Raw genomic sequence first — 21,667 nt, 5'->3', positions numbered from 1 at the left:
AAATATAATTCCATAGCAAAAATGCTTTTATTACTTCGCTATTTATAAATATTTAAGAAGCTAGCCTAACACACCAGTATTTTAAAATTAGAGAAATCTTAAAGGATCATTTACAAGAGCTTATGTTATAGATCGTTATGGATTCGACTAGCGGGGAACCAATAATTGTAGCGGCAGGACTTGCTTTGGAGGTTAAGTTTGTGATGAAATTCTAAACGCTATTTTCTACACAAAAATCCCTAAGGAAGTATCCTTAGAGATTTTCTTACATTTTAAGGAAGAATAAATTTCCAGCTAGAAGTGAATTCGACGCAGGAGGAAATTTTAGGAACAATTGCAGTTTGATTGCTTGTAGGGAAGCTTTCTTAAACGGAATGAAACAATCCGTACCTGTCTAGCTGTACAATCGGCTTTTGATCGATCACTAATCCATTCGAGTTCTTGTTATGCAGGGCACCATTGACAATCCATGTCGTTAAAGGAGCAACATTCATCTCCTGCATTTCTTCCCAGCTAAAGAAGCCTGCACCATCTACTTCTACCCCGTCTGCTTGAGGCTCCCCATCGATATAATCCATTGAGAACACAATATACACATTGTGGATTTCTCGCGGCAAGTCACATAGGGCAATCATTCTTTGCGTTTTTGCGTGTATCCCTGTTTCTTCCTCAACTTCTCTTTCAATCGTCTTCTCAATATGCTCGAACTGTTCAATATAGCCCCCAGGTATAGTCCATCTTCCTTTTCCAGGGTTTTGCGCTCGTCTTATTAGTAATACCTTTCCATCTTTAAATACACAAGCTCCTACCCCGATGCTGTAATCTCCCCAATGGACAAATTCACAGCTTGGGCAAGCTTTCCGATTTTCTCCCCCTATACTTCTTACTTCTAATCTTTGTCCGCATGAAAGACAAAAATTCACCTTTTCCATATTCATTCTCCTTTGATGCAGCAGATAGTTAACTTTTTGTTCTCTGCTATTTTGTGTGAAAAATAACATAGTGCATACTCACAGTTAAAATTATGATGCAATAAAAATTATATAAGATTCTTAACCTTATCAAAACTGCTTTTTATTTTATATGAATTGGTTCCTAGCATTGAATATTATAGTATAATTATAAAATGAAGAAGGAATTGCCCGTTTGAATTTCAACACTCTTATGAGTAATGAGGCGACCAAAATTGATGTAAATAATGGAAATATGACCTTAGCAGTTTAAAAATTTTGAATTTTTCTCTATTTACCATATTGATTATATTGACTTACATCTAATTTTAGGTAACGATAGTAATACATTTAAATTTTACTTGGAGGATAACTATGAACTTTGTTAGCACAAGAGGAAATGTAAGTGAAATTGGTTTTATTGATACAGTCTTAATGGGATTAGCGAATGATGGAGGTCTTTTAGTTCCAGAAAAAATTCCGCAAATCCCTGCAGAAAAGCTGCAAGCAATGTCTCAGCTTACGTATCAGGAATTAGCATACGAAATCTTTTCCTATTATGTTGATGGTGAGATTCCAGGCAACGAGCTAAAGGAATTAATCGAGAAAAGCTATGCAACTTTCCGCCACCCAGAGGTAACTCCTGTTCAAAAGGTGAAGGACAATATGTACGTACTGGAGCTGTTCCACGGCCCAACCTTTGCGTTTAAGGATATTGCCCTACAATTCTTAGGAAACTTATATTCCTATGTCTCAAAGAAAACAGGTGAAACAATTCATATTCTTGGCGCTACTTCAGGTGATACAGGTGCATCAGCTATTGAAGGCGTAAGAGGAAAAGAAGGCATTCGCATTTGTATTTTGCATCCGCATGGAAAAGTAAGTAAGGTGCAAGAATTACAAATGACAACTGTACATGACGAGAATGTCTTGAACTTAGCAATCAGAGGAACGTTTGACGATGGCCAAAGAATCATCAAGGAATTGTTCGCTGATGTAGATTTCAAAAACAAATATCATCTGCGCGCAATTAATTCCATTAACTTTGTTCGTATTTTAGCTCAAACAGTTTACTATTTCTATGCCTACTTCCAAGTAACGAAAGAGACAGGAGAACAGAAAGTAAACTTCAGTGTTCCGACTGGTAATTTTGGAGATATCTTTGCCGGCTACCTTGCGAAGAAAATGGGTCTTCCAGTAGGTAAGCTTATTGTGGCAACGAACGAAAATAATATTCTAGAACGTTTTATCCAAGATGGAGTGTACCAGCCTGGTGAATTCCGCAGCACATACAGCCCTTCTATGGACATCCAGGTAGCAAGCAATTTTGAGCGTTATCTATACTATTTGCTTGCTGAAAATCCAAGCGCAGCTTCTGCTTTAATGGATCAATTTAAGTCCGAAGGCAAAATTGTCGTGAATGAAGAGCAGCTTCGCCAAGTGAAAAAGGATTTCGCAGCGCATGGAGTAGCAGGTGAAGAATGCTTGCAAACAATCAGCAAATACTATGCGGAATCCAAATATTTACTTGATCCGCACACTGCATGCGGTGTTGCTGCATATGAAACATGTAATGAACCGAGTGAGGTTTGCGTAACGCTGGCAACAGCTCACCCGGCAAAATTCAATGAATCGATTGAACGCTGCGATATTGAGCAAACATTCCCTGAGCAAATTAGTGCATTATTCGATAAACCGCAATATCAGGAAGTTGTTGACGCGGACAACGATGAAATCGTTCGTCAGCTTGAGAAGCTGTTTAGTTTCTCAAATTCCTAATATGTAAAATCAATTCGTCAAACAAAAAGGAGTAGAGAATCTACTCCTTTTTGTTTTGCAATCAGATAGGACAGGCTGAGGAAAGAGCTGGGGAATCAAAAGGATCTATTTGTATCAGAGTGTGCAAAAATTCGTACAATAGGCTCGCTTGAATAAAAAATGACATATGTAGGAAGTTTATACATTAAGAGCTTACAGCTAGACAAAGGAAAGATGATGTGAGTATCCATTGTAGGACTTGTCTGTCGCAAAAGTTAGCATAATTATTTAAGAAATGGGGAACAAAAATGAAAGCTATGATGGGGGAATGGATGAAATCTAAATACAAGAAAATGCAGGTGAAAGGATGTTAAATGCAACTCAAACCATGTGTTGGCTAACTGAACAATTGAAAAACTGTTTTGATATGACCCATAAAAAGCTACAAGTTGATGAAAAAACCGCTGTGCTTTTGTTTGTCAAAACAGTAGTGGATAGTACGCAGCTTCAACAAAATATCATTAAGCCTTTCTTTGAAATGCCTACCGAGCAGCATTTTGATGCATACTTGCAGTCACTTCCTAATCAACAGGAGATTACATCAAGAGAGCAGGTTCTTTTGGAGCTGACAAAAGGAAGCGCTGTGGTCATGATTCGAGGCAGTCTGCTTATGTTCGATATCAAGAAGGTAAGTTCGAATAGCGTATTACAAACTTCTGTTGAAACGACCATTCAGGGGCCACAAACCTCATTAAGTGAGGATATACAAACAAATCTGAACTTAATTCGACAACGCTATCATCAACCTTCCCTCTCGATAGAAATGTTTGAAGTAGGAACGAAGTCTCATCAATCACTTGCTGTTTTATATGATCGAGAGCTTGTCAATCAAGCAGTTCTTGAAGATATAAAAAAAAGAATCGAGAAATTAGGAGAACCTATTATTCAATCCACTGGGGAATTAGGGCGCATGATGAACGGAAAGAAGTATTCTCTCTTTCCTACTATGATGGTTACAGAGCGGACAGATCGAATTATTTATAACCTAACAGGCGGAAAAGTTATTCTATTGTTAGATGGCAATCCGTTTGCGATTATGGCGCCTAGTGTTTTTTATGATTTTATGAATTCAATGGAGGATAACTATCGTTCCTATTGGATCACGAAATCCACAAAGATATTACGTTATACAGGATTGTTAATCAGCTTGATTTTACCGGGAACATATGTCGCGGTTACTTCCTTTAATCCGGAGATATTTCGGGTGCAGCTTGCGCTGTCAGTAGCAGGGAGCCGTGTCGGTGTTCCGTATCCTTCCTATTTAGAAGTATTATTTCTGCTGCTTATTATGGAATTGTTAATTGAAGCAAGCATTCGGCTGCCCAAATCGATAAGCGGAACAGCTACAACCGTTGGCGGCTTGATTTTAGGTACTGCTGCAACAGAGGCAGCCTTAGCATCTAATATTATGATTATTATTGTATCCGCGGTAGCCATTTCGAACTTTGCTATTCCCATAAATGAGATGAGCTTCGCGGTACGAGTGACAAAATACTTGCTATTGTTCTTTGCGTCTGTTTCTGGAATCGCAGGGCTGATATTATCGTTTATTGGATTCATTATGTATTTGACACATATGAACAGCTTTGGAGAACCGTATTTTAAGCTGTTTCTTCAGAAAAAACCTGATGAAAATAGAGGAATGTAGAGGTGAATCGATATTTTTATTACTTAGTAATTGTAAATATGATTGCCAATATTGTCGCATCCGTCCCGAGAATTTTAATTGAGGCTAGAGCAAAAGGAGCCATTGCTTCTATGGTTCTTGCCTTGTTTCTTGGTTGTGCATTTATATATATAATGGCAAGATTTTTTCATTCATTTCCTGGTAAGGGACTACCTGAATTGCTAAAGGAATACATCTCCAAATGGATATATATTCCATTCATTCTGTATCTTATAGTTGCATGGTTTTTAGCCGGACTTGTGACGCTCATTACCTATTCCTTCTTATTGAAACGATTTTTGACGCCAGACATGCCGGTCACATGGATTGTTTGCATTTTTCTATGTTTTATTTCATTCGGTGTGTTAATGAATACTAAAAGTGTATTATATACGATTGAAGCAATTGTGGTTTTTAACATTCCTTTGGTAGTTTTAATCATGATAAAGGCATATACGGGTGAAGGGATGAAATGGGATTTTGTGAAGAAGTCAGTTATGTATATATATCATATTCCCGATTATCCTGCATTTTCTGCATGCTCATATGTATTTTTAGGTGCAGCCAACTTAATTATTTTCAATCGTGTATTCACGAAAAAACAGAAGATGAGCTGGCTTCAATTAGGAATTACACTCTTTGTTGCGGGAGGTAACCTAGCTACCACGTATTTTATTCCTATTGGATACAATGGATTTGATCAGATTGACAGACTAGTTTATCCTTGGATTCTTACAAGTGATTCGATGCGGATTGAATTTGGTTTCGTCGAGCGAGTTCTATTCATTTTCTTAGTTTTATATTTGGCAATTTCCTTTCTTAGCATTTTAATTCACTGGCATGTGACAGTAGAACTTTTAAAAAGTTTGTTTTGGTTGAAACGATTCCAATGGAAAGGGCGTAATCTGACACCTTATCTGTTTGTTAGTTTGTTTTGGTTTATCAGTTTGATAATAATCCCATATGTAACGGAACAAGACGTTACCACATATACAATAAGTTTTTTTAACACATTACCATTCTTCTTTATAGTTGTGCTGACAATGCTTTGGGTTATAAAAAGGAGAGCAAAAACATGAAGGTATTCTTGAAAAGAGGAAAAATCCTTTTCTTTGTCATGGTCATGCTGTGCTCTGTTATTTTATCAGCAGGCTGCGGGTTTAAGGATATTGATAAACGGATCTTTATTGTGGCGATTGGCCTTGACTATACAAAAAACGAAACAAAACCCTATCGTGTTATTTTAAAATTAGCCATTCCATCTGGTACAGCTAAAGATTCTACAGGTCCACGCTATACATATTTAACAAAGGAATCAGCAACCTTAGCGGAGGCTGTACGTATTTTGAAGACACATATTGATAAGGAATTGGATTTTGGTCAGGCCAAAATGATTGTGTTAGGTGAAAATTTGCTTCATCGGGATATGGAAAAAGATATTGATTTTTTCCTGAGAAGAAGGGATATTCAATTTATTTCATGGATGGCTATTGGCAGACCGACAGCGGAAAAGGTACTGAAAACAGAACCTTCCTCAGAAATGGCAGGCTCTAATGCCTTATTTAATATTTTTTCTGGAATCGGAACAGAAAGCGGATATATTGTAACAACCTACCTATTTGATTTTAGAAGAAGATTGTTAGAACCGGGCATGGATGCAATTGTACCTATCATTGAGACAAATAAGAAAAAAACGAAGTTTATTATCAACAAAGCGGTTGTATTTAAAGATCATAAAGAAAAGGTGGAGTTAACAGCTGATCAGACAAAAGATTATAATACACTTTCTGGAAATGCTGAAAAGGTAGATGTGAAGGTTAAAAAGAAGGGATTAGACTTTGCATTGTCTGTAGATACGGTGAAGGTAAAGTATAAAATTTTAACCCCGGCCAACAAAACACCGGTCCTGAAGATGGACATTAAAATGGAAGGGATTGTCGAGGAATCCAAAGATCGCCTTCCACCTAGCAACATGGATACCTACAGTAAATATGCAGGTGAATTATCCAAAAAGCGACTTACTGCTTTCTTGAAAATGCTTCAGAAAAACCAGGTAGACCCCTTAGGGTTTGGTCTTCGCTATCAGGCAACCCACCTTCACACAAGGGATACATACGCAGAGTGGAAACAAATTTATCCCCACTTGAAGTTTGATGTATCTGTTAAAACTACAGTGAAGAGTGTCGGGACCGTTGAGTAATCTAGACAAGGAATGATCCTCACTTCAAGTGAAAAATTCAGCAAGTGAGGATCGTGTAAGAGAAAATGATTAAGATGTAATACCGTTAGCTAGTTAGCACACAAAAAGATTTACGAATCAGCTTATGATAAAAGCTGCTGTGCAACAATATATCCCGAGCCGCCGTTAATTCCGTGTCCTGGCCAAGTCGCTGCACCTACCATATAAAGATTGGACACCGCTGTTTGATGACTCGGTTGTCCAGGAAGAGGGCGGAACAAATAACTCTGTGACAAATCATGTGCCCCGCCGTATGGATCACCCGGACCTGCATTTGGATTATACTGTGCAATGGTCTTAGGTGTGACAACGGCTTGTCCAATAATGGCACTTGGGATATTAGGAATATGCTTACTCACGACCGAAAGTACACGTTCAGTAAAGCGCTGAGTAAGATCAGGAGTCCAAGTGCCGTCACCGACTTCAATCTGACCGGCAGCATCGCCGCGAGGACGGCACGGTACCTCTAGCACTTGAATTCGCATGACAGCTTTACCAGCCGGTGCTCGCGTAGGATCAAGATTGGTCGAGCAGTCCACAGTGAATGTTGGTTTAGCCGGCAGGAGATCTGCCATTCCTTGTGCGATCGCCAGTGTAAAGCCATCCAATCCATCTGTAAGATGCGGTTGGCCAACCTTGGAAAAACGTGCATCAGGCCATCGCGGCGGCTCACTCAGCGCAAGATGAATTTGTACGCAGCCACGCCCGTAGCGATATTGCTTTGCTTGCTTGCGTAAAGGAGCACTAATATCCGCTTCCGCCAAAAGTGAAAGATACAGTTGATCGGGAGTAGTAGAGGCAACTACAGCCTGCGTAGCGCAAAACTCTTCGCCATCTGATGTTTGCACTCCAACAGCTCGATTGTTCTTCACTATAATACGTTGTACATGTGTTTGTACACGAATCACTCCACCTTGATCTTGCACTAATTGAGCTAATGTTTGTGCTAACATTTCACTGCCGCCTTCCGGTATCGGCATCCCGCCGCCCATCAGTGCCATCGTAGTGAGCGGAACCCAAATCCCGCTGCCGATTTCATCTGGCGTACGCCCCAGATGAGTAACCCAAGATGCGAGCATCGCGCGCAACACCGGAGATTGAAAGGATTTTACAGCATTTCGCGCCGTTGAGAACAATGAAGCGGCAAATTCCGAATAGCCCGGACGTCCGCTTTCATGAAGCAGTTTTGTAATTATTTCGTTTGCGGGAGGGCGGGACAGATCTTGATTGAATAACGTGAAAACATCGTTAGCATAAGGATTAAACTCTTCAAACATCTGCATCACCGCGGCTCCGTCATTTGGAGATAATCGTTCGGCTTCTGCAACGAAATCCTCAAACGATCGAGGGAGTATCGCTGTTTGTCCATCCTCCATAGAAACGCCGGTAGGCAAATCGGTATTTACATAGCGTAACCCACGAGCTTCTAAAGATTTTCCGAGATCCACATAGGCCTGCCCAGTCAAAAAGAGCGGATGGGCTGCGGCATATACATCATGCTTAAACCCTGGTACAGTTAACTCCTCCGTACGTAAAAACCCTCCTGGGCGATCATTCTTCTCCAACACTAATACGCTGCGACCAGCACGGGTTAAGTAGGCGGCCGTAATCAGAGCATTATGACCGCTCCCAATTATGATAATATCGTAAGTTTTCGTCATTGGTTCACTCTCCTTATGTATCAAATATAAGAAGTATTGTGTATATTTTTTGTATATCATGAAAAATGAATGATTAAGATTAGTTATTTTTGCTGAGCCTGGTGCGCTTGACTGAGTTGAGATCTTCTTTATCTGTTCGGCAAACCTTAAAACAGATTATTGTGCAAGAGGAGGAAAGCTTAATTCATTTTCAATCGCTGTTCCTTTTTAAAGCTAGGAGATACAATTTCACGGATACCCTAGAAGCTGTAATCTTCTGAGGGATGAGGCTGCTATAGTTAATAAGAATGCTTGGGACAACTAGGGAATACATTAAGCTGCATGCTTAACAGTAGACAGTTGGCGCCAAAAAATATACATAGAGGATTGCCCCTTGAATACCAAGGGGCAATCCTTCTAAAATTTATTAAATAACATTGGTTAACACAGGTTTTCTAGGCTGATCCTGGATGTTCTCTCCTACTAACGTAATACCTTTAAATGAATCCTTAGAAGCAACGACAGCATGGTCCCCTATAAAAATTCCAGGGCCAACGACCGCTTTTTCAATGATTGCATTCTCGCCAATTACTGCATTCGGTAAGATGACAGAATCCTTTATCACTGTTCCTTTACCCACTTTTACTCCGCTGAAAAGAACAGAATTTTCAACCGTTCCGTAGATTTCACAGCCTTCACTAATAAGGGACTGTTTTACCGTAGCATCATAATCAAGATACTGGGGAGGGTATGTTTGTTCAACGGTATATACTTTCCAATCAGAGTCATTTAACAAAACGTTTGTTTCTTTTTTAAGCAAATCCATATTTGCTTCCCAGAAGCTATCAACGGTTCCGACATCCTTCCAATACCCGTTAAATTCATAAGCAAATAGGTTAAGCTTGTCCTGTAGCATAGCAGGTATAATGTCTTTTCCAAAATCTTTGGAAGAAGCGTCATTTTGTTCTTCTTGTTCTAAATAGTGTTTTAGAGTTTTCCAGTTAAAAATATACACTCCCATGGAGGCTAAATTGGAGGAAGGGTTTTTTGGCTTTTCTTCAAAATTCACGATTCGGTTTGTATCTTTATCAATCTCCATGATACCGAATCTATTTGCTTCGTTCCATGGAACCTCGATGACAGAAATAGTAGCATCCGCTGATGAATGAATATGCTGCTGCAGCATTTTATCGTAATCCATTTTATAAATATGATCTCCAGAAATGACAAGCACGTACTCAGGGTCATATTGTTCGATAAAATGGGCATTTTGGTAAATCGCATGTGCAGTGCCATCATACCAACGTGCACCGTTCTCGCATTGGTACGGAGGAAGAATGCTTACACCGCCATCTCTTCTGCTCAGATCCCATTCTTTTCCGTCTCCAATATAGTTTTGTAAAACATGAGGGTGATATTGGGTCAATATTCCAACTGTATCAATGCCTGAGTTCCTGCAATTGCTTAATGTGAAATCAATGATTCGATATTTTCCGCCAAAGGGCACCGCAGGTTTTGCCAAGTTATCCGTTAATGCTTGTAATCTTGTTCCTCTTCCGCCAGCCAAAAGCATAGCAATACATTGTTTTTTCAATATGTTCCCTCCTGAAAGCGATTTCGTGGTTTTGGATATAGGGTTTTGTATATAGGGGTGTGTTATAACCGGTCTTCTTCCCATAGCTTATAAAAATATTCCTGCTCCTCATCGGTATAAATTGGGACTTCTGTAGTATCTTCTTCAGAATTGACGAAATTCAGTATCTCTTCCATTACAATCCTCCTCTAAGTTGTCTCAAGTACGATAACGTAACAAGCTTTATTTTAACAAAATATGTTTATTTAACTAGTCACAACAGTATGACGTTTTTAGGTGAATATCGACAAAAATAGTAACGCTTATAGGGGATATCGGGTAGTTTGAAACTAATTACTGTTGAAACATAAGTTATTTTTTGTGAAATTGTCGAAAGTTTTTTGGGATTTCTGTAAAAAGATTCATAATATGTTCATTAGTTTCCTTATTTTTAAATATTTTGGAAGTTATAACCCGAATAGTTATTTACAAAAATAAACATTTTTTTAAATATATCCCTTTAACACCACAAAGCTGCTGCTTCATCGAATATGAACAGTGAAAGCCAAGAGCTTGCTCGTTATGCTGATTTACTACAGGAATAATATTGTGGGTAAAGTAGTTAAAACAGAGAGATGTATGAAGAGCACAATCATTGTATAATCATTAGGGAATGCAATTTCAAAACATTTTCTGGGGGTGTAAAAATGGCATATACAATTGTATTGCCAAAATCTGCAACGTCTCATGCAAAGCCTAGTATAGGAGAGGCGATACTTTGCATGGGGTGGACTTTACTGTAAGATACAATCGCCCAAATGAGTCTCTGTCTCTCCTCACACTACTTGGCTTTGCACCTTATTTTCATTTTCACTAAAAAATAAGGGGCTGGCAGAAGTGAAATATGTAAAAGCGACGGCTATTTTGCCTGAGGAGCTTATCGCAGAAATTCAGAAGTATGTGCAAGGAGAAACAATTTATATTCCTAAGCCTAAACAATCCTATCAAAAATGGGGAGCACGTTCTGGAACAAGAGCATTAATTAAGGGCAGAAATAACTCCATTAAAAACGAATTCCAAGGCGGCAAGAGCATCGGCCAATTGGCAGAAGAATATTTTCTCTCTACGGAAACAATTAAAAAAATTGTGTATTCCAAGTAAATAAAAATGATAGCTATAGCACTGATAATCATGTACATTATCAGTGCTTTTTGTATGCCGAGTTTGATTCAGAATCAATTTCGACATTGTGTAGAACAGAATGCTCTTTTACAATAAAAAGGGATAAACAAACAATGTAAAATCGTGAGGATCGCTCTACGAATGGTTTGTTAAAGAAAACTCACCGATTGGCGAGCCCTACATTTGGGCGAAGACAGAGGCGTAGTTGCCCTTATACTGTATTCCTAAAATTTCCAAATACGTCGAATTGACTTTTATCTGGAAGTTTATACCTTCTTACAGTGTAAAGAAAACTCGCCGATTGGCGAGCCGTGCCCGTTCATGCGGGATGAATAGGAGTGATGGAAATGAAACCCTTTATCAGAAGTGACCAGTATCATTTTATAAAAGCACAAACACAAATCCTTATTAATGGTCATGCATCCGCGAACGACATAGGTGTTCTTAATGCGCTAAAATCTCTTGCGAAAGAGAAGGTGCTACATTTGTTTGTGGATGTTAGCGAAGAGCAAACCCAGTTGCTGCAACCGATTGTGAACATCAAAAATAAGGAAGATGCGGAAGTGTTTTTATCACAAATAAAGCCGTATGTGATTCCGTTTCAAGAGATAACAGAACAAACAATCAAAAAGCTCTTTCCAAAAGTGAAAAAGCTCAAAGTGCCTTCATTAGAACATATCGATGAGAGAGAGATTTCTTATTTGGGCTGGAACGATCAAGGTTCAAATAAAAAATATCTTGTAGCCCCGTATCATAACAGGCTTATTGGTTTACAGGGCACATTTAACATTATTAATCAAAAAGGAATTTGTGCATTGTGCAACCGTCATGGGGAAGTGGGGATGTTTATGTCTAAAACAAAAGGTTCCGGAATAGACACCTTTACAACAAGAGGGAACTATATTTGCCAAGATAGCTATACATGCAACCACAACCTAACTACGCTTGATAAATTGCATGATTTTATTGAACGGCTTCAATAAAATCACTGGGATTAAGAAAAGTAAATATAATTGTCTCTCCTCTTGCGCAAGAATGTTCTCTAGCTGCTATGAAAATGACAGCTCTTTGGCTTTCTTACAGTAAGTAAAAAGCAAAAGAGGTCATGGTGTCATCCATGACCTTTTTTTACTTTGGATAAATTGTGTCCTTTACATGATAGTATGGGACGTGATGTGTTATACATGCTTATCAGCCTGATCGAGCAAATTTTCCAGTATCATGCTATTTTCTTGGTCTGCATCGTATTGCACAATATCATCATACTCAAACAGCTGGAACTCTTCACCAAACTCCTGTTTCATGAAGCTAACAAATTCTTTAATGCTTTCTCCTACTTCTTCATTACGGCGAAATTCCATCATAATGGACCGAAATCTATGAGGAGGAATGTCGCATTTGATGTGATAAGACTTATTGATACCAAAAGAATCTCCTGAATCGTATAAGCTGTATGTATACAATCGAAATCCACCCCTTTTTCACATGATATATATATCGTTCCAGAAGTGTGTAACATTCATTCTCGTTTGCTCCCTTATTTATGAGTTTTCTTTATCTATCTGGATCTTGAGAATGCAAAATACGCGGGCGCCGGTTTTTTAATGGAATAGGTGCGCGCACAAGCACATCGCGAAATGGGCGGTAACTAAATGGAATAAATGGCCAAAGGTACGGAACCCCAAAGGATTGCATCCTAGCCAGCATAATAATAAATAAAGTGGCACTAATCACATAGCCAGATGTATGGAATACGGCGGTTATCAGTAATAAAGCAATGCGAGCAAGTCGGTTCGCCAGGCTTAATTCATAGCTTGGTGTAGCAAATGTGCCAATTGCTGCAATTGAAAAGTATAAGATTACTTCGTTTGTAAATAAGCCAACCTCGACAGCAACTTGTCCAATCATGAAAGCCGCGACAAGCCCAAGTGCAGTTGCAAGCGATGTCGGTGTATGAATGGTGGCCATCCGCAGCATGTCTATTCCGACTTCGATCAATAAAAATTGCAGAAGTAAAGGCACCTGCCCCTCCTTGTTGTTTTTTCCATAGCTCACCTCGAAGACAATCAGCCCACATTATCCCCATACATTTCCAATAGGTTATTTTTACAATTGACACCGAGGTGAAAAATAATACTATCTTCTTACATTCTATATCCGAAGAAATCTAGCTTCTTTGCAGCCGGATAACCTTTTATGAAGTGCACTCAATATATGAGCTTAAATCCGCTAATTAAGATAATTACGGCCATTATGGCTCTTAAAGGCTTTGTAGGGAGCTTTGATGATAAGGCGCTTCCTAGCATCACACCTGGTATAGATCCTAACAACAGATTAAACATTAATACATAATCGACATTACCAATTCCAGCATGTACAATCCCTGCTGAAGTGGCTAGCAGAAAAGCATGGGCAATATCTGTTCCCACTAATTTTGAAGGGTTCATTTTATAAAGATAAAGCATAGCTAGAGCAAATAATGAGCCCGAACCAATTGAGGTCAAACCGACAACAAATCCGCCAATTGCCCCAATTGCAATGGTTAACCGCTTTTTTTCATGTATGGGCTTCATTTGAACATCATTCCATTCAAATTGCTCCTTAAGGAACGTTTTAACTAATGTCATTAAGGCTACTATAATCAAAACGTATCCTAATGCATGTCTAATGATTAACTCCTGATTATGAAAAAAAGAGTCAAATAAACGAAGAACTCCAACTGCACAAATTGCACTTGGAATACTTCCGATTGCAAGATATTTTACTAGTGTAAAATCAATCGTTTTTTGTCTCCAATGCTGCATAGAACCGAAAAATTTTGTGATGGAATTATAAACAAGATCCGTTCCCACAGCAATAGAGGGACTGATTCCGATTAATACTAAAACAGGAGTTAACAAAGACGCACCTCCCACACCTGTTAGTCCGACTAAGAAACCGACTAAAAGTCCCATGACAATGATGCCAATGCTCATTCGATGCACACTCCAAACATAGCTTTATAAAAAGTGAATTCATACCGACAATTTATGAAATGGTTATGCGCCTTGTTACAGACTGCACTAAGGATATATGCTCTAAATCAATAGGCTGCCGTAATCCATATCATTCGCAGAAAGGATAAGTTCCTTTAAAGATCCCCCCAGTGAGCAGGAGGATGCAGGCTGATTTTTATTTGCCCATTTTTCCAAATCACTTTCACGTTTCTTTTTGTATGGCGAACTTCGCTAATTGTATAAGAATGCAGTTTGCTACCGTATTTATGCTACAGAAAACTCGCCGATTGGCGAGTTCTGCCCCCCGGGGCGTAGCCCTACTTATACTGTATTGCTAAAATTTCTGACTACGTTGAATTCGCTTCTAGCTGGAACTTTATCCTTCTAAAAGCGTGAATAAGCCCGGCTGCTGACCGGACCTTCATTGTAGTTATGCTTTGCCCACCAAGTTCGTATTCATGATAGATTTGCTTTTCTTGACGCTTTCGAGCAATGGCGTTTTCTTGACTGCTTCAATTAGACGATCTCGGTCCTTTATAATAGGGATCAGAGCAATAATAAATCTTCCTTTTTCAAAATCTCTTCTTGTAAAGTGGTATCGCTTCAGACCTATTGCTTTCGTTGCTTCAAACAGAGCTGCCTGTCTTTGACCAAAATGATCCAAGGCTATCCGAAAACGCTCCTCATGGGGAGTAATAATAACAGCTAGTCCTTCCTTCTCAAATCTATTGGATGTGTGTTCTGTACCTAAAAGATTTGATACAAAGACTCCATCTACAAAAAGTTCGGTGTCCTTAATTTCAATCGTTCCTTGTTCCACTTCGGCAATATCTCCGATGGTTTTCCCCTTGGAGAATCTCTTCAGAATATACAAAACGATGAAGCCCACCAATACTCCAGCTAACACATGCAGCCCATCGTTATTCGTATCTATCAATTGGATGGTGATTGCGGTCGCCAGCGAAACAATTAAGGAGAGATAATTTCGGGCTTCGAAGGTTTTCGCAATACCGTCAATGTAGGCCTCCCCGCGATACGTGTATTCACTCTTTTCCAAATCCTTTAAACTATCTCTTTCCGCTTTTCGTACATCTCTAAATTGTTGGATTGCAAGGGATAAGAATGTAACAGCTATAAAGTTCTTTGTCATCAGAGCGGGGATCGCAACTGCTCCTAGGGCAGCAGCGATAAAGCCCGTTACAAGATGAATCATATAGCCATTTGGATAACTCGGGTATTGCCGAAAATCCTCTTTAATATTAAGAATTCTAGCTAGTGTACCAACAATAAGAGCTGTAACAATCATGACGATATGTTCATGAGAAATCCATTGTGCGTTCATTGATTCACTCCAAGAAAGGAATTTATTCTTCTTCCTCATGCAGCTTTAGTTTTCTACCGCCTACATACAAGCAAGAAAAAATATCTACATCAGGCTTTGCTTTAGCTAATCCCTTCAAATAAGGGGTAACTAAATCTTTAAAATCTGCCCCTACTTCCTCTGCTTCTAAAATTCCATAGACATACAGCTTTTTTTCACCAAATAAAAAAGCTACGTTTCCTACACCTTTGTTCGTTGCATCTACTACATTTAAAACCTGATATTCCGGAGTTATTACCTCTGGTGAAAAATAAATTTGCAATTCGATCTACTCCTTTATGTAAGCTGTAATTTCTCAAACAGAGTATCACTTTCTTTCGATGGATCCTTCTTCTTTATATGGATGAGCATCATACAGAGCAAGCCAGCAAATAACGTAAGGCCAGCCGTTACGAGGAACATGCCTGTGCGAGACCATGCCATTAAAGCGCTGTAAATAGGAGGACCGATGGCAACTCCTAAAAATCGAACAGATCCGTATAAAGCTGTCACGAAGCCTCTTCGATCAGCAGGAACTGAACCGGTAATAAAGCTGTTAATACAAGGAAGTACAAGCCCGGTGCCGATACTGCTAATCACAAGCACGCTAAAAAAAGGAATTAAATTTTTAAACAACACTAGTGCGGAAAAAGAAGCAGTCATAAGCAGCAAACCCAAAATAATCAAGGTTTTCATTAGGGACATTCTTTTTCCAATTTTACTGCCGGTTATATACGAAGTAGTTGTCATAAATAAAAGAGGAATAGCCAAGATACACCCTTTTAAGACACCGTTAATGCCATGATCCTTTTCAAGGATATTGGAAATATAAAACAATATTCCAAATAAAGTAAATAAGCAAGTTGCACCGGTCAAATAAGCAGCAAATAACCAACGCCCTTCGGTTTTAAAAACAGATATAAGACCTTTTGTATATTTCCCTACAGGTGTATGAGGTGCGTGTTTTTCCTTTTTCTCCTTAACAAAAAATATTGTTAATAGGACAGAAATTAAACAGAAAATTGGGAAAGCAAAAAATGCAGCATACCAGAAGAGAATAGCTAATAGAGAACCGATAATGGGACTAATAACTTTTCCGAAGCCGTTAGAAGCCTCAACTAAGCCTAAAACACGGCTTTGTTCTCCTCCCTTAAATAAATCTCCTGTTAATGCCATTGCAATCGGTGCTGTTCCAGCAGCTCCAGCCCCTTGCAAAACCCTACCTACAATAATCCACATATAGGCATTAGAAAACCATGCAGCGGCTGCACCTGCCAGAAGCCCGCCGCTTCCATATAAAATGAGGGATGGGATAATCACAGCCTTCCGTGAAAAACGGTCAGATAAATATCCTAAAACAGGAATGGATATCGCAGCGGCAATCGAAAATACTGAAATAATTAGGCTGACTTTGAAATGAGAAATACCGAGTTCTGTTTTCATTTCCGGAAGAACTGGAATCAACATCGAATTACCCAGAACAAGGATCATCGGGATTGAACCGATAGCAAAAATCGTCATGCCTTTATGTTTTTGCTTTGGCAATGCATGTACCCCCTAACTGTTGGAATTAGCTTTTCTATTGTTTGAAGGAAGATAATAGTTTATACAAGGCAAACACCCAATTTATAAGAAAAATGCCTAATATTTACACATTCACCCAATTTTTGAATAATGTATCGTAAAGAAAACTCGCCGATTGGCGAGCCCTGTTCTTGGGCGAAGACAGAGGTGTAGTTGCCCTTACACTGTATTCCTAAAGTTTCTGACTACGTCGAATTCACTTCTAGCCGGAAATTTATACTTTCCTACAGTGTAAAGAAAACTCGCCGATTGGCGAGCCCTGCTCTTGGGCGAAGACAGAGGCGTAGTTGCCCTTACACTGTATTCCAAAATTTCCGGCTATGTCGAATGGCCTCTAGCTGGAAATTTGCACTTTCCTGCAGTGTAAAAAAGGAGGCGTTTTTTGATGGATTTTTTACGATTGCCGAAGAGGACAACAAGAACTAGAACATATGGCTTGACTTCAGTTGCCGATTTCGGAGTATCTATGGGAGAACTAAAAAATATTTTGTCCGATTACAGTCATATTATTGATATTGCCAAAATCGCAATTGGCTCGGCCTATGTGACTCCCAACTTAAAGAAAAAAATTGATTTGTACAAGGAACATCATATTACACCATATTGCGGGGGAACACTTTTTGAAAAATGCTATTATCAAAATAAAATTCCCGAATACCTAACGTATTTGCGCGAGCTGGGAATTGAATGGGTGGAAATTTCAAATGGAACGTTAGACATACCTCTTCAGGAACGCCTTCAGCTTGTTTCTCATTTAAAAAAAGATTTTCATGTGGTAGGGGAGGTTGGCTCAAAGGATCCAAATCAGGAAATGTCCATTTCTGAATGGGTGGAAGAGATACAGCTTTTTTTAGACGCAGGATGCGATTATGTTCTTACAGAAGGCAGGGATTCAGGTACTGCCGGTATTTATGAAAAATGCGGCAGTATTAAATCTGATTTGATCCAACAATTAATCCAAGCAATCGATAGTAAAAAAATCATCTTCGAAGCCCCTACCTCTAAACACCAAATGTATTTTATTAGAGAAGTTGGTCCAAACGTGAATTTAGCAAATGTGAAATTACAGGATGTATTAGCGTTAGAGGCTCAACGCTGCGGATTGAGAAGTGAAACATTTTATTTGGAGGAGCACGAATGCCAATTACCTTAATTAGACATCTTCCGACAAAATGGAATCAGAAAACATGGCTTCAAGGCAGAAGAAATATCGAATTGGCCCTGCTTACAGAGGATTTTCATAAAGGCATTGCTGAGAATCAGCAGCTCCTAAAAAAGTTGCTCCCATTTGATTTAGTATTAGCGAGTACATTAAAACGAACCCATCAAACTGCACAGCTATATGGTTATCAAGCAGAAACAGAAGGTTTATTGGACGAATTAGATTTCGGTCCCTTTGAAGGGCAGCCGAAGGAAAGACTCATTGAAGTATATGGAGAGAAATGGATAGAAAATCCAAAAGAGTTGGTTTTAGGAGAAAGCATTCAGAACTTAGAAAAACGAATTGTTTTATTTTTAGATAAATATAAGGATTATGAGAATTTGTTAGTGTTTGGGCATGGCTCATGGATCCGAGCGATTCTATCGTATTCGCAATACGGGCATGTTAACTATATGAACAAAGTTACTGTTGGTAACAATGAATGTATTACATTATCAATGGCTTCTAGAAAAGAATCGAGATGAGAACGGAGCATGATGTAACAGGTTAACGTATGGGGAAAACCGGTTGCACTCTCTATAACAATCGTATTTTTAAAGAAGAAAACTTTCGCACAGGCTGATAGGCAAATTATTCTCAAACAGAGTATGGACGCCACCAAGCCAAGAAAAGTTAGTTTGGGGAGGAAACACTGTGAGCCAAAATATGCCGCATGGCGGAAAATTAGTGAATCGAGCGAGCTTGGATTCTATGGAAGATTTTTCTCTATCACTACCTACAGTTGAACTAGATTATGCAGAGCTAAGTGATTTAGAGTTAATCGCAAATGGAGGTTATAGTCCATTAGAAGGATTTATGGGGAAAGCAGATTATGACTCTGTTGTTCAAAATATGAGACTGGCAAATGGACTTCCTTGGTCTTTACCGATTACATTGGCGGTCGATCACGAGAAAGCGACAGAACTTAATATAGGTGAAACGATCAATCTTGTTCACAAAGGTAAAATCTATGGTGTAATGGATGTACAGGAAAAGTTTTTGCCTGATAAGCGTGTAGAAGCTGAGATGGTGTATAGAACGATGGATATGGACCACGCAGGTGTAAGCAAGCTATTTGGCCGATCTGATGTGTATGTAGCCGGCCCTATTACTCTTGTAAAAAGACCCAAAAAAAGCAAGTTTGCCTCTTATTACTTAGATCCTCATGAAACAAGGGAAATGTTTAAAACATTAGGTTGGAGTACAATCGTTGGTTTCCAAACTCGCAATCCTGTTCATCGGGCACATGAATATATTCAAAAAGCAGCCCTAGAAATTGTAGACGGTTTGTTTTTAAATCCGCTCGTAGGAGAAACAAAATCAGATGATATTCCAAGTGACATTCGAATGAAAAGCTATCAGGCCTTGCTTAAAAATTACTATCCGCAGGACCGCGTATTTTTATCTGTTTTTCCAGCAGCCATGCGCTATGCGGGACCTAGGGAGGCTATTTTCCATGCAATCGTACGTAAAAATTTTGGGTGTACGCACTTTATTGTCGGAAGGGACCATGCGGGAGTAGGCGATTATTACGGAACTTATGATGCCCAAAAAATCTTTGACAATTTTACAGAAGATGAATTAGGAATTAAACCATTATTTTTTGAACATAGCTTTTATTGTAACAAGTGCGAAAATATGGCATCCTCCAAAACGTGTCCTCATGATTCGGAGGATCATGTTATTTTATCAGGAACAAAAGTGAGAGAAATGTTGAAAAACGGAGAACAGCCTCCTAAAGAATTTAGTCGTCCAGAGGTAGTGGAAATTCTCATTCAAGGCATGAAAGAGACCGATACAAGCAACTAAAAGGATATAGGAAGTGGGGAAATGAGCAACATTATTTGGCATCATTCAACTATCACCAAAAAAAGCCGCCAGCTTATGAATGGCCATAAAAGCTGTGTGCTTTGGTTTACAGGGCTATCGGGATCAGGGAAATCAACCTTAGCAAATGCAGTAGACCATGAATTGTTTAAGCGAGGCTTTAGGAGTTATGTTTTAGATGGGGACAATATCCGCCATGGATTAAATAGCGATTTACGTTTTGGCGCCCAGGATCGAAAAGAAAATATCCGCAGAATCGGGGAAGTGGCAAAGTTATTTGTGGATAGCGGTCAAATTGTTTCCTCAGCTTTTATCTCTCCTTTTGTTGAGGATCGAGATCTAGTACGAAGCATGTTTGAAAAAGATGAATTTATTGAGATCTTTTTAAAATGTCCTATTCAAGTTTGTGAAAATCGAGACCCGAAAGGTTTATATAAAAAAGCAAGGAAAGGAGAAATTCCTGATTTTACGGGAATTGATTCTCCCTATGAGATTCCGTATAAACCAGAAGTAATCATCGAAACCCATAAAGTAACAATTGAGCAGTCCGTAACAAAAATAATATCCTTTCTAGGAGAAAAGAAGATCCTTTAAACAGGGTCTTCTCATTTTTTTCGTAAATTTGCAGATAAGGGACCGATTCTTTGAAATTTAAAGGCGTAAATAAAATCGATGATATTAGTCGATAACAGCTGGCAAATTATCGCGTAAATCACAATTTTATAATCTATAACAAGGGCGGTTAATAGAAAAATTAAAAGATTGATGCCCATCATAACCTTTCCAGGACTCCAATTTTTATAGGAGGCAATCATGAGTGCCGGGATGACCATACCGCCGCTTGAGGATCCCACCCGAATGAGTAAACCTACACCAATACCAAACAGAATGCTTCCTCCCAAAATATCTAGCGCAATATGTACATGGGGAAGAGCAATCATGGGAGTTAGGATACTAATAGTTGTTGAGGTAGTTGCAACTGAAATAATAGTGCGAATCGTCCAGGAATATCCAAAATAATTTAAAGCGAAAAATAAGAACACAATATTGGCTAACCATAACGAAAAACCAAGGGATAAATGAAACCAGTGATTCATCAGAAGTGCTAAGCCTGCTGCTCCTCCGGAAGGGATAGAGTGTGGAAACAAAAATAGGGACATGGACATGCCTTGTAAAAAGGCGCCAAATACTGTGCAAGCATAAGTTAATAAGGTTCTCTTCATAGTAAACTAAAACGATTCCTCAGCTGAGCATGTATACCCTCCACATTCATTCCTCCCTAAATGCTTGCCTTCCTTGTCCATTTTATGAGACAGGATACAAGAATATGTGGGCTTCTTTTTCTGAATCACCGCCCTCAAGCTTGGATAATCAAGTAGTCATTGTTTTTTAATTTAACGACATCAGCTTTTAATGCATGTGCAAGATCTGCAGTTGTTTCCTTAAGTTCTTCCTCATCCTTTAAAGTCATAAACAAAGGAGCTCCTGTAACCTTTCGATTTTCATTTGCTGTTAAGTAAGCCACAATTTTATAGTTTGGTGCAATGGAAGCTTCTCTTCCCATATGTATCCTTGCCCTCCTCATTTTTTGTATTATGTTTCCATTTATTTTCAACCTTATTCACGGAGGT

20 protein-coding genes and 1 pseudogene are annotated in these 21,667 nt (G+C 38.9%); 10 read left to right on the top strand and 11 right to left on the bottom strand.

What is annotated here, in order from left to right:
- Positions 1-365: 365 nt before the first annotated feature.
- A complete protein-coding gene (locus tag AAHB12_RS04225) occupies positions 366-932 on the bottom strand; it encodes an NUDIX hydrolase (RefSeq protein ID WP_342044412.1) in 567 nt (188 codons plus the stop codon).
- 393 nt (positions 933-1,325) lie between these two features.
- Here AAHB12_RS04225 and thrC point away from each other — a divergent pair, with 393 nt between their 5' ends.
- The 4 genes from thrC to AAHB12_RS04205 all read left to right on the top strand — a co-directional run bounded on the left by thrC (position 1,326) and on the right by AAHB12_RS04205 (position 6,634).
- On the top strand, positions 1,326-2,729 hold the full coding sequence (gene thrC, locus AAHB12_RS04220) for a threonine synthase (protein ID WP_342044411.1): 1,404 nt from the start codon (positions 1,326-1,328) through the stop codon (positions 2,727-2,729).
- A gap of 346 nt (positions 2,730-3,075) precedes the next feature.
- Entirely contained in the window at positions 3,076-4,416 is a 1,341-nt protein-coding gene (locus AAHB12_RS04215) for a spore germination protein (protein ID WP_342044410.1), read from the top strand.
- A 2-nt stretch (positions 4,417-4,418) separates the two neighbouring features.
- A complete protein-coding gene (locus tag AAHB12_RS04210) occupies positions 4,419-5,513 on the top strand; it encodes a GerAB/ArcD/ProY family transporter (protein WP_342044409.1) in 1,095 nt (364 codons plus the stop codon).
- Positions 5,510-6,634, top strand: coding sequence for a Ger(x)C family spore germination protein (locus tag AAHB12_RS04205; RefSeq protein WP_342044408.1), 1,125 nt, complete (start codon positions 5,510-5,512; stop codon positions 6,632-6,634). The genes AAHB12_RS04210 and AAHB12_RS04205 overlap by 4 nt, the downstream gene beginning before the upstream one ends.
- A gap of 122 nt (positions 6,635-6,756) precedes the next feature.
- Here AAHB12_RS04205 and AAHB12_RS04200 read toward each other — a convergent pair whose 3' ends face one another.
- Together AAHB12_RS04200 and AAHB12_RS04195 are read right to left on the bottom strand one after the other, a co-directional pair.
- A complete protein-coding gene (locus AAHB12_RS04200) occupies positions 6,757-8,334 on the bottom strand; it encodes a phytoene desaturase family protein (protein ID WP_342044407.1) in 1,578 nt (525 codons plus the stop codon).
- A gap of 406 nt (positions 8,335-8,740) precedes the next feature.
- Positions 8,741-9,910: a glucose-1-phosphate adenylyltransferase gene (locus AAHB12_RS04195; RefSeq protein WP_342044483.1), complete on the bottom strand. Its 1,170-nt coding sequence runs from the start codon at positions 9,908-9,910 to the stop codon at positions 8,741-8,743.
- Positions 9,911-10,783: 873 nt separating this feature from the next.
- On the opposite strand from AAHB12_RS04195, the gene AAHB12_RS04190 reads away from it, so the two are divergent.
- Together AAHB12_RS04190 and AAHB12_RS04185 are read left to right on the top strand one after the other, a co-directional pair.
- Positions 10,784-11,047 carry a CD3324 family protein gene (locus AAHB12_RS04190; protein WP_342044406.1) on the top strand — a complete coding sequence of 88 codons (264 nt, stop codon included), beginning with the start codon at positions 10,784-10,786 and terminating at the stop codon, positions 11,045-11,047.
- Positions 11,048-11,415: 368 nt separating this feature from the next.
- Positions 11,416-12,051 carry a FusB/FusC family EF-G-binding protein gene (locus AAHB12_RS04185; RefSeq protein WP_342044405.1) on the top strand — a complete coding sequence of 212 codons (636 nt, stop codon included), beginning with the start codon at positions 11,416-11,418 and terminating at the stop codon, positions 12,049-12,051.
- 195 nt (positions 12,052-12,246) lie between these two features.
- On the opposite strand, the gene AAHB12_RS04180 is transcribed toward AAHB12_RS04185, so the two are convergent.
- The 6 genes and pseudogenes from AAHB12_RS04180 to AAHB12_RS04155 all read right to left on the bottom strand — a co-directional run bounded on the left by AAHB12_RS04180 (position 12,247) and on the right by AAHB12_RS04155 (position 16,945).
- Positions 12,247-12,531, bottom strand: a complete 285-nt coding sequence (locus tag AAHB12_RS04180; protein WP_342044404.1) for a hypothetical protein — start codon at positions 12,529-12,531, stop codon at positions 12,247-12,249.
- A 91-nt stretch (positions 12,532-12,622) separates the two neighbouring features.
- Positions 12,623-13,099: pseudogene (locus tag AAHB12_RS04175) on the bottom strand (spore germination protein); the annotation flags it as partial.
- A gap of 176 nt (positions 13,100-13,275) precedes the next feature.
- Positions 13,276-14,043, bottom strand: a complete 768-nt coding sequence (locus tag AAHB12_RS04170; protein ID WP_342044403.1) for a sulfite exporter TauE/SafE family protein — start codon at positions 14,041-14,043, stop codon at positions 13,276-13,278.
- Between the two features lie 451 nt (positions 14,044-14,494).
- Positions 14,495-15,406, bottom strand: a complete 912-nt coding sequence (locus AAHB12_RS04165) for a YIEGIA domain-containing protein (protein ID WP_342044402.1) — start codon at positions 15,404-15,406, stop codon at positions 14,495-14,497.
- 22 nt (positions 15,407-15,428) lie between these two features.
- Complete coding sequence (locus tag AAHB12_RS04160; protein ID WP_342044401.1) at positions 15,429-15,707, bottom strand: hypothetical protein; 279 nt, start codon at positions 15,705-15,707, stop codon at positions 15,429-15,431.
- A gap of 14 nt (positions 15,708-15,721) precedes the next feature.
- Entirely contained in the window at positions 15,722-16,945 is a 1,224-nt protein-coding gene (locus tag AAHB12_RS04155; protein ID WP_342044482.1) for an MFS transporter, read from the bottom strand.
- A 448-nt stretch (positions 16,946-17,393) separates the two neighbouring features.
- On the opposite strand from AAHB12_RS04155, the gene AAHB12_RS04150 reads away from it, so the two are divergent.
- The 4 genes from AAHB12_RS04150 to cysC all read left to right on the top strand — a co-directional run bounded on the left by AAHB12_RS04150 (position 17,394) and on the right by cysC (position 20,630).
- The gene (locus AAHB12_RS04150; RefSeq protein WP_342044400.1) at positions 17,394-18,161 is read left to right on the top strand and encodes a phosphosulfolactate synthase; all 768 of its coding nucleotides are present in this window, start codon (positions 17,394-17,396) and stop codon (positions 18,159-18,161) included.
- Positions 18,146-18,694 carry a histidine phosphatase family protein gene (locus tag AAHB12_RS04145; protein ID WP_129728778.1) on the top strand — a complete coding sequence of 183 codons (549 nt, stop codon included), beginning with the start codon at positions 18,146-18,148 and terminating at the stop codon, positions 18,692-18,694. Before AAHB12_RS04150 ends, AAHB12_RS04145 begins: the two co-directional genes overlap by 16 nt.
- Before the next feature lie 169 nt (positions 18,695-18,863).
- On the top strand, positions 18,864-20,018 hold the full coding sequence (gene sat / locus AAHB12_RS04140; protein ID WP_129728777.1) for a sulfate adenylyltransferase: 1,155 nt from the start codon (positions 18,864-18,866) through the stop codon (positions 20,016-20,018).
- Between the two features lie 21 nt (positions 20,019-20,039).
- Positions 20,040-20,630 carry an adenylyl-sulfate kinase gene (gene cysC / locus AAHB12_RS04135; RefSeq protein ID WP_342044399.1) on the top strand — a complete coding sequence of 197 codons (591 nt, stop codon included), beginning with the start codon at positions 20,040-20,042 and terminating at the stop codon, positions 20,628-20,630.
- An 11-nt stretch (positions 20,631-20,641) separates the two neighbouring features.
- On the opposite strand, the gene AAHB12_RS04130 is transcribed toward cysC, so the two are convergent.
- Together AAHB12_RS04130 and AAHB12_RS04125 are read right to left on the bottom strand one after the other, a co-directional pair.
- The gene (locus tag AAHB12_RS04130; protein ID WP_342044398.1) at positions 20,642-21,259 is read right to left on the bottom strand and encodes a YitT family protein; all 618 of its coding nucleotides are present in this window, start codon (positions 21,257-21,259) and stop codon (positions 20,642-20,644) included.
- 134 nt (positions 21,260-21,393) lie between these two features.
- Entirely contained in the window at positions 21,394-21,600 is a 207-nt protein-coding gene (locus tag AAHB12_RS04125) for a capping complex subunit for YIEGIA (RefSeq protein ID WP_129728774.1), read from the bottom strand.
- Between the last annotated feature and the right edge of the window lie 67 nt (positions 21,601-21,667).

Source organism: Bacillus sp. OTU530 (assembly GCF_038440375.1).
This window is presented reverse-complemented; position numbering and strand designations above follow the sequence as displayed.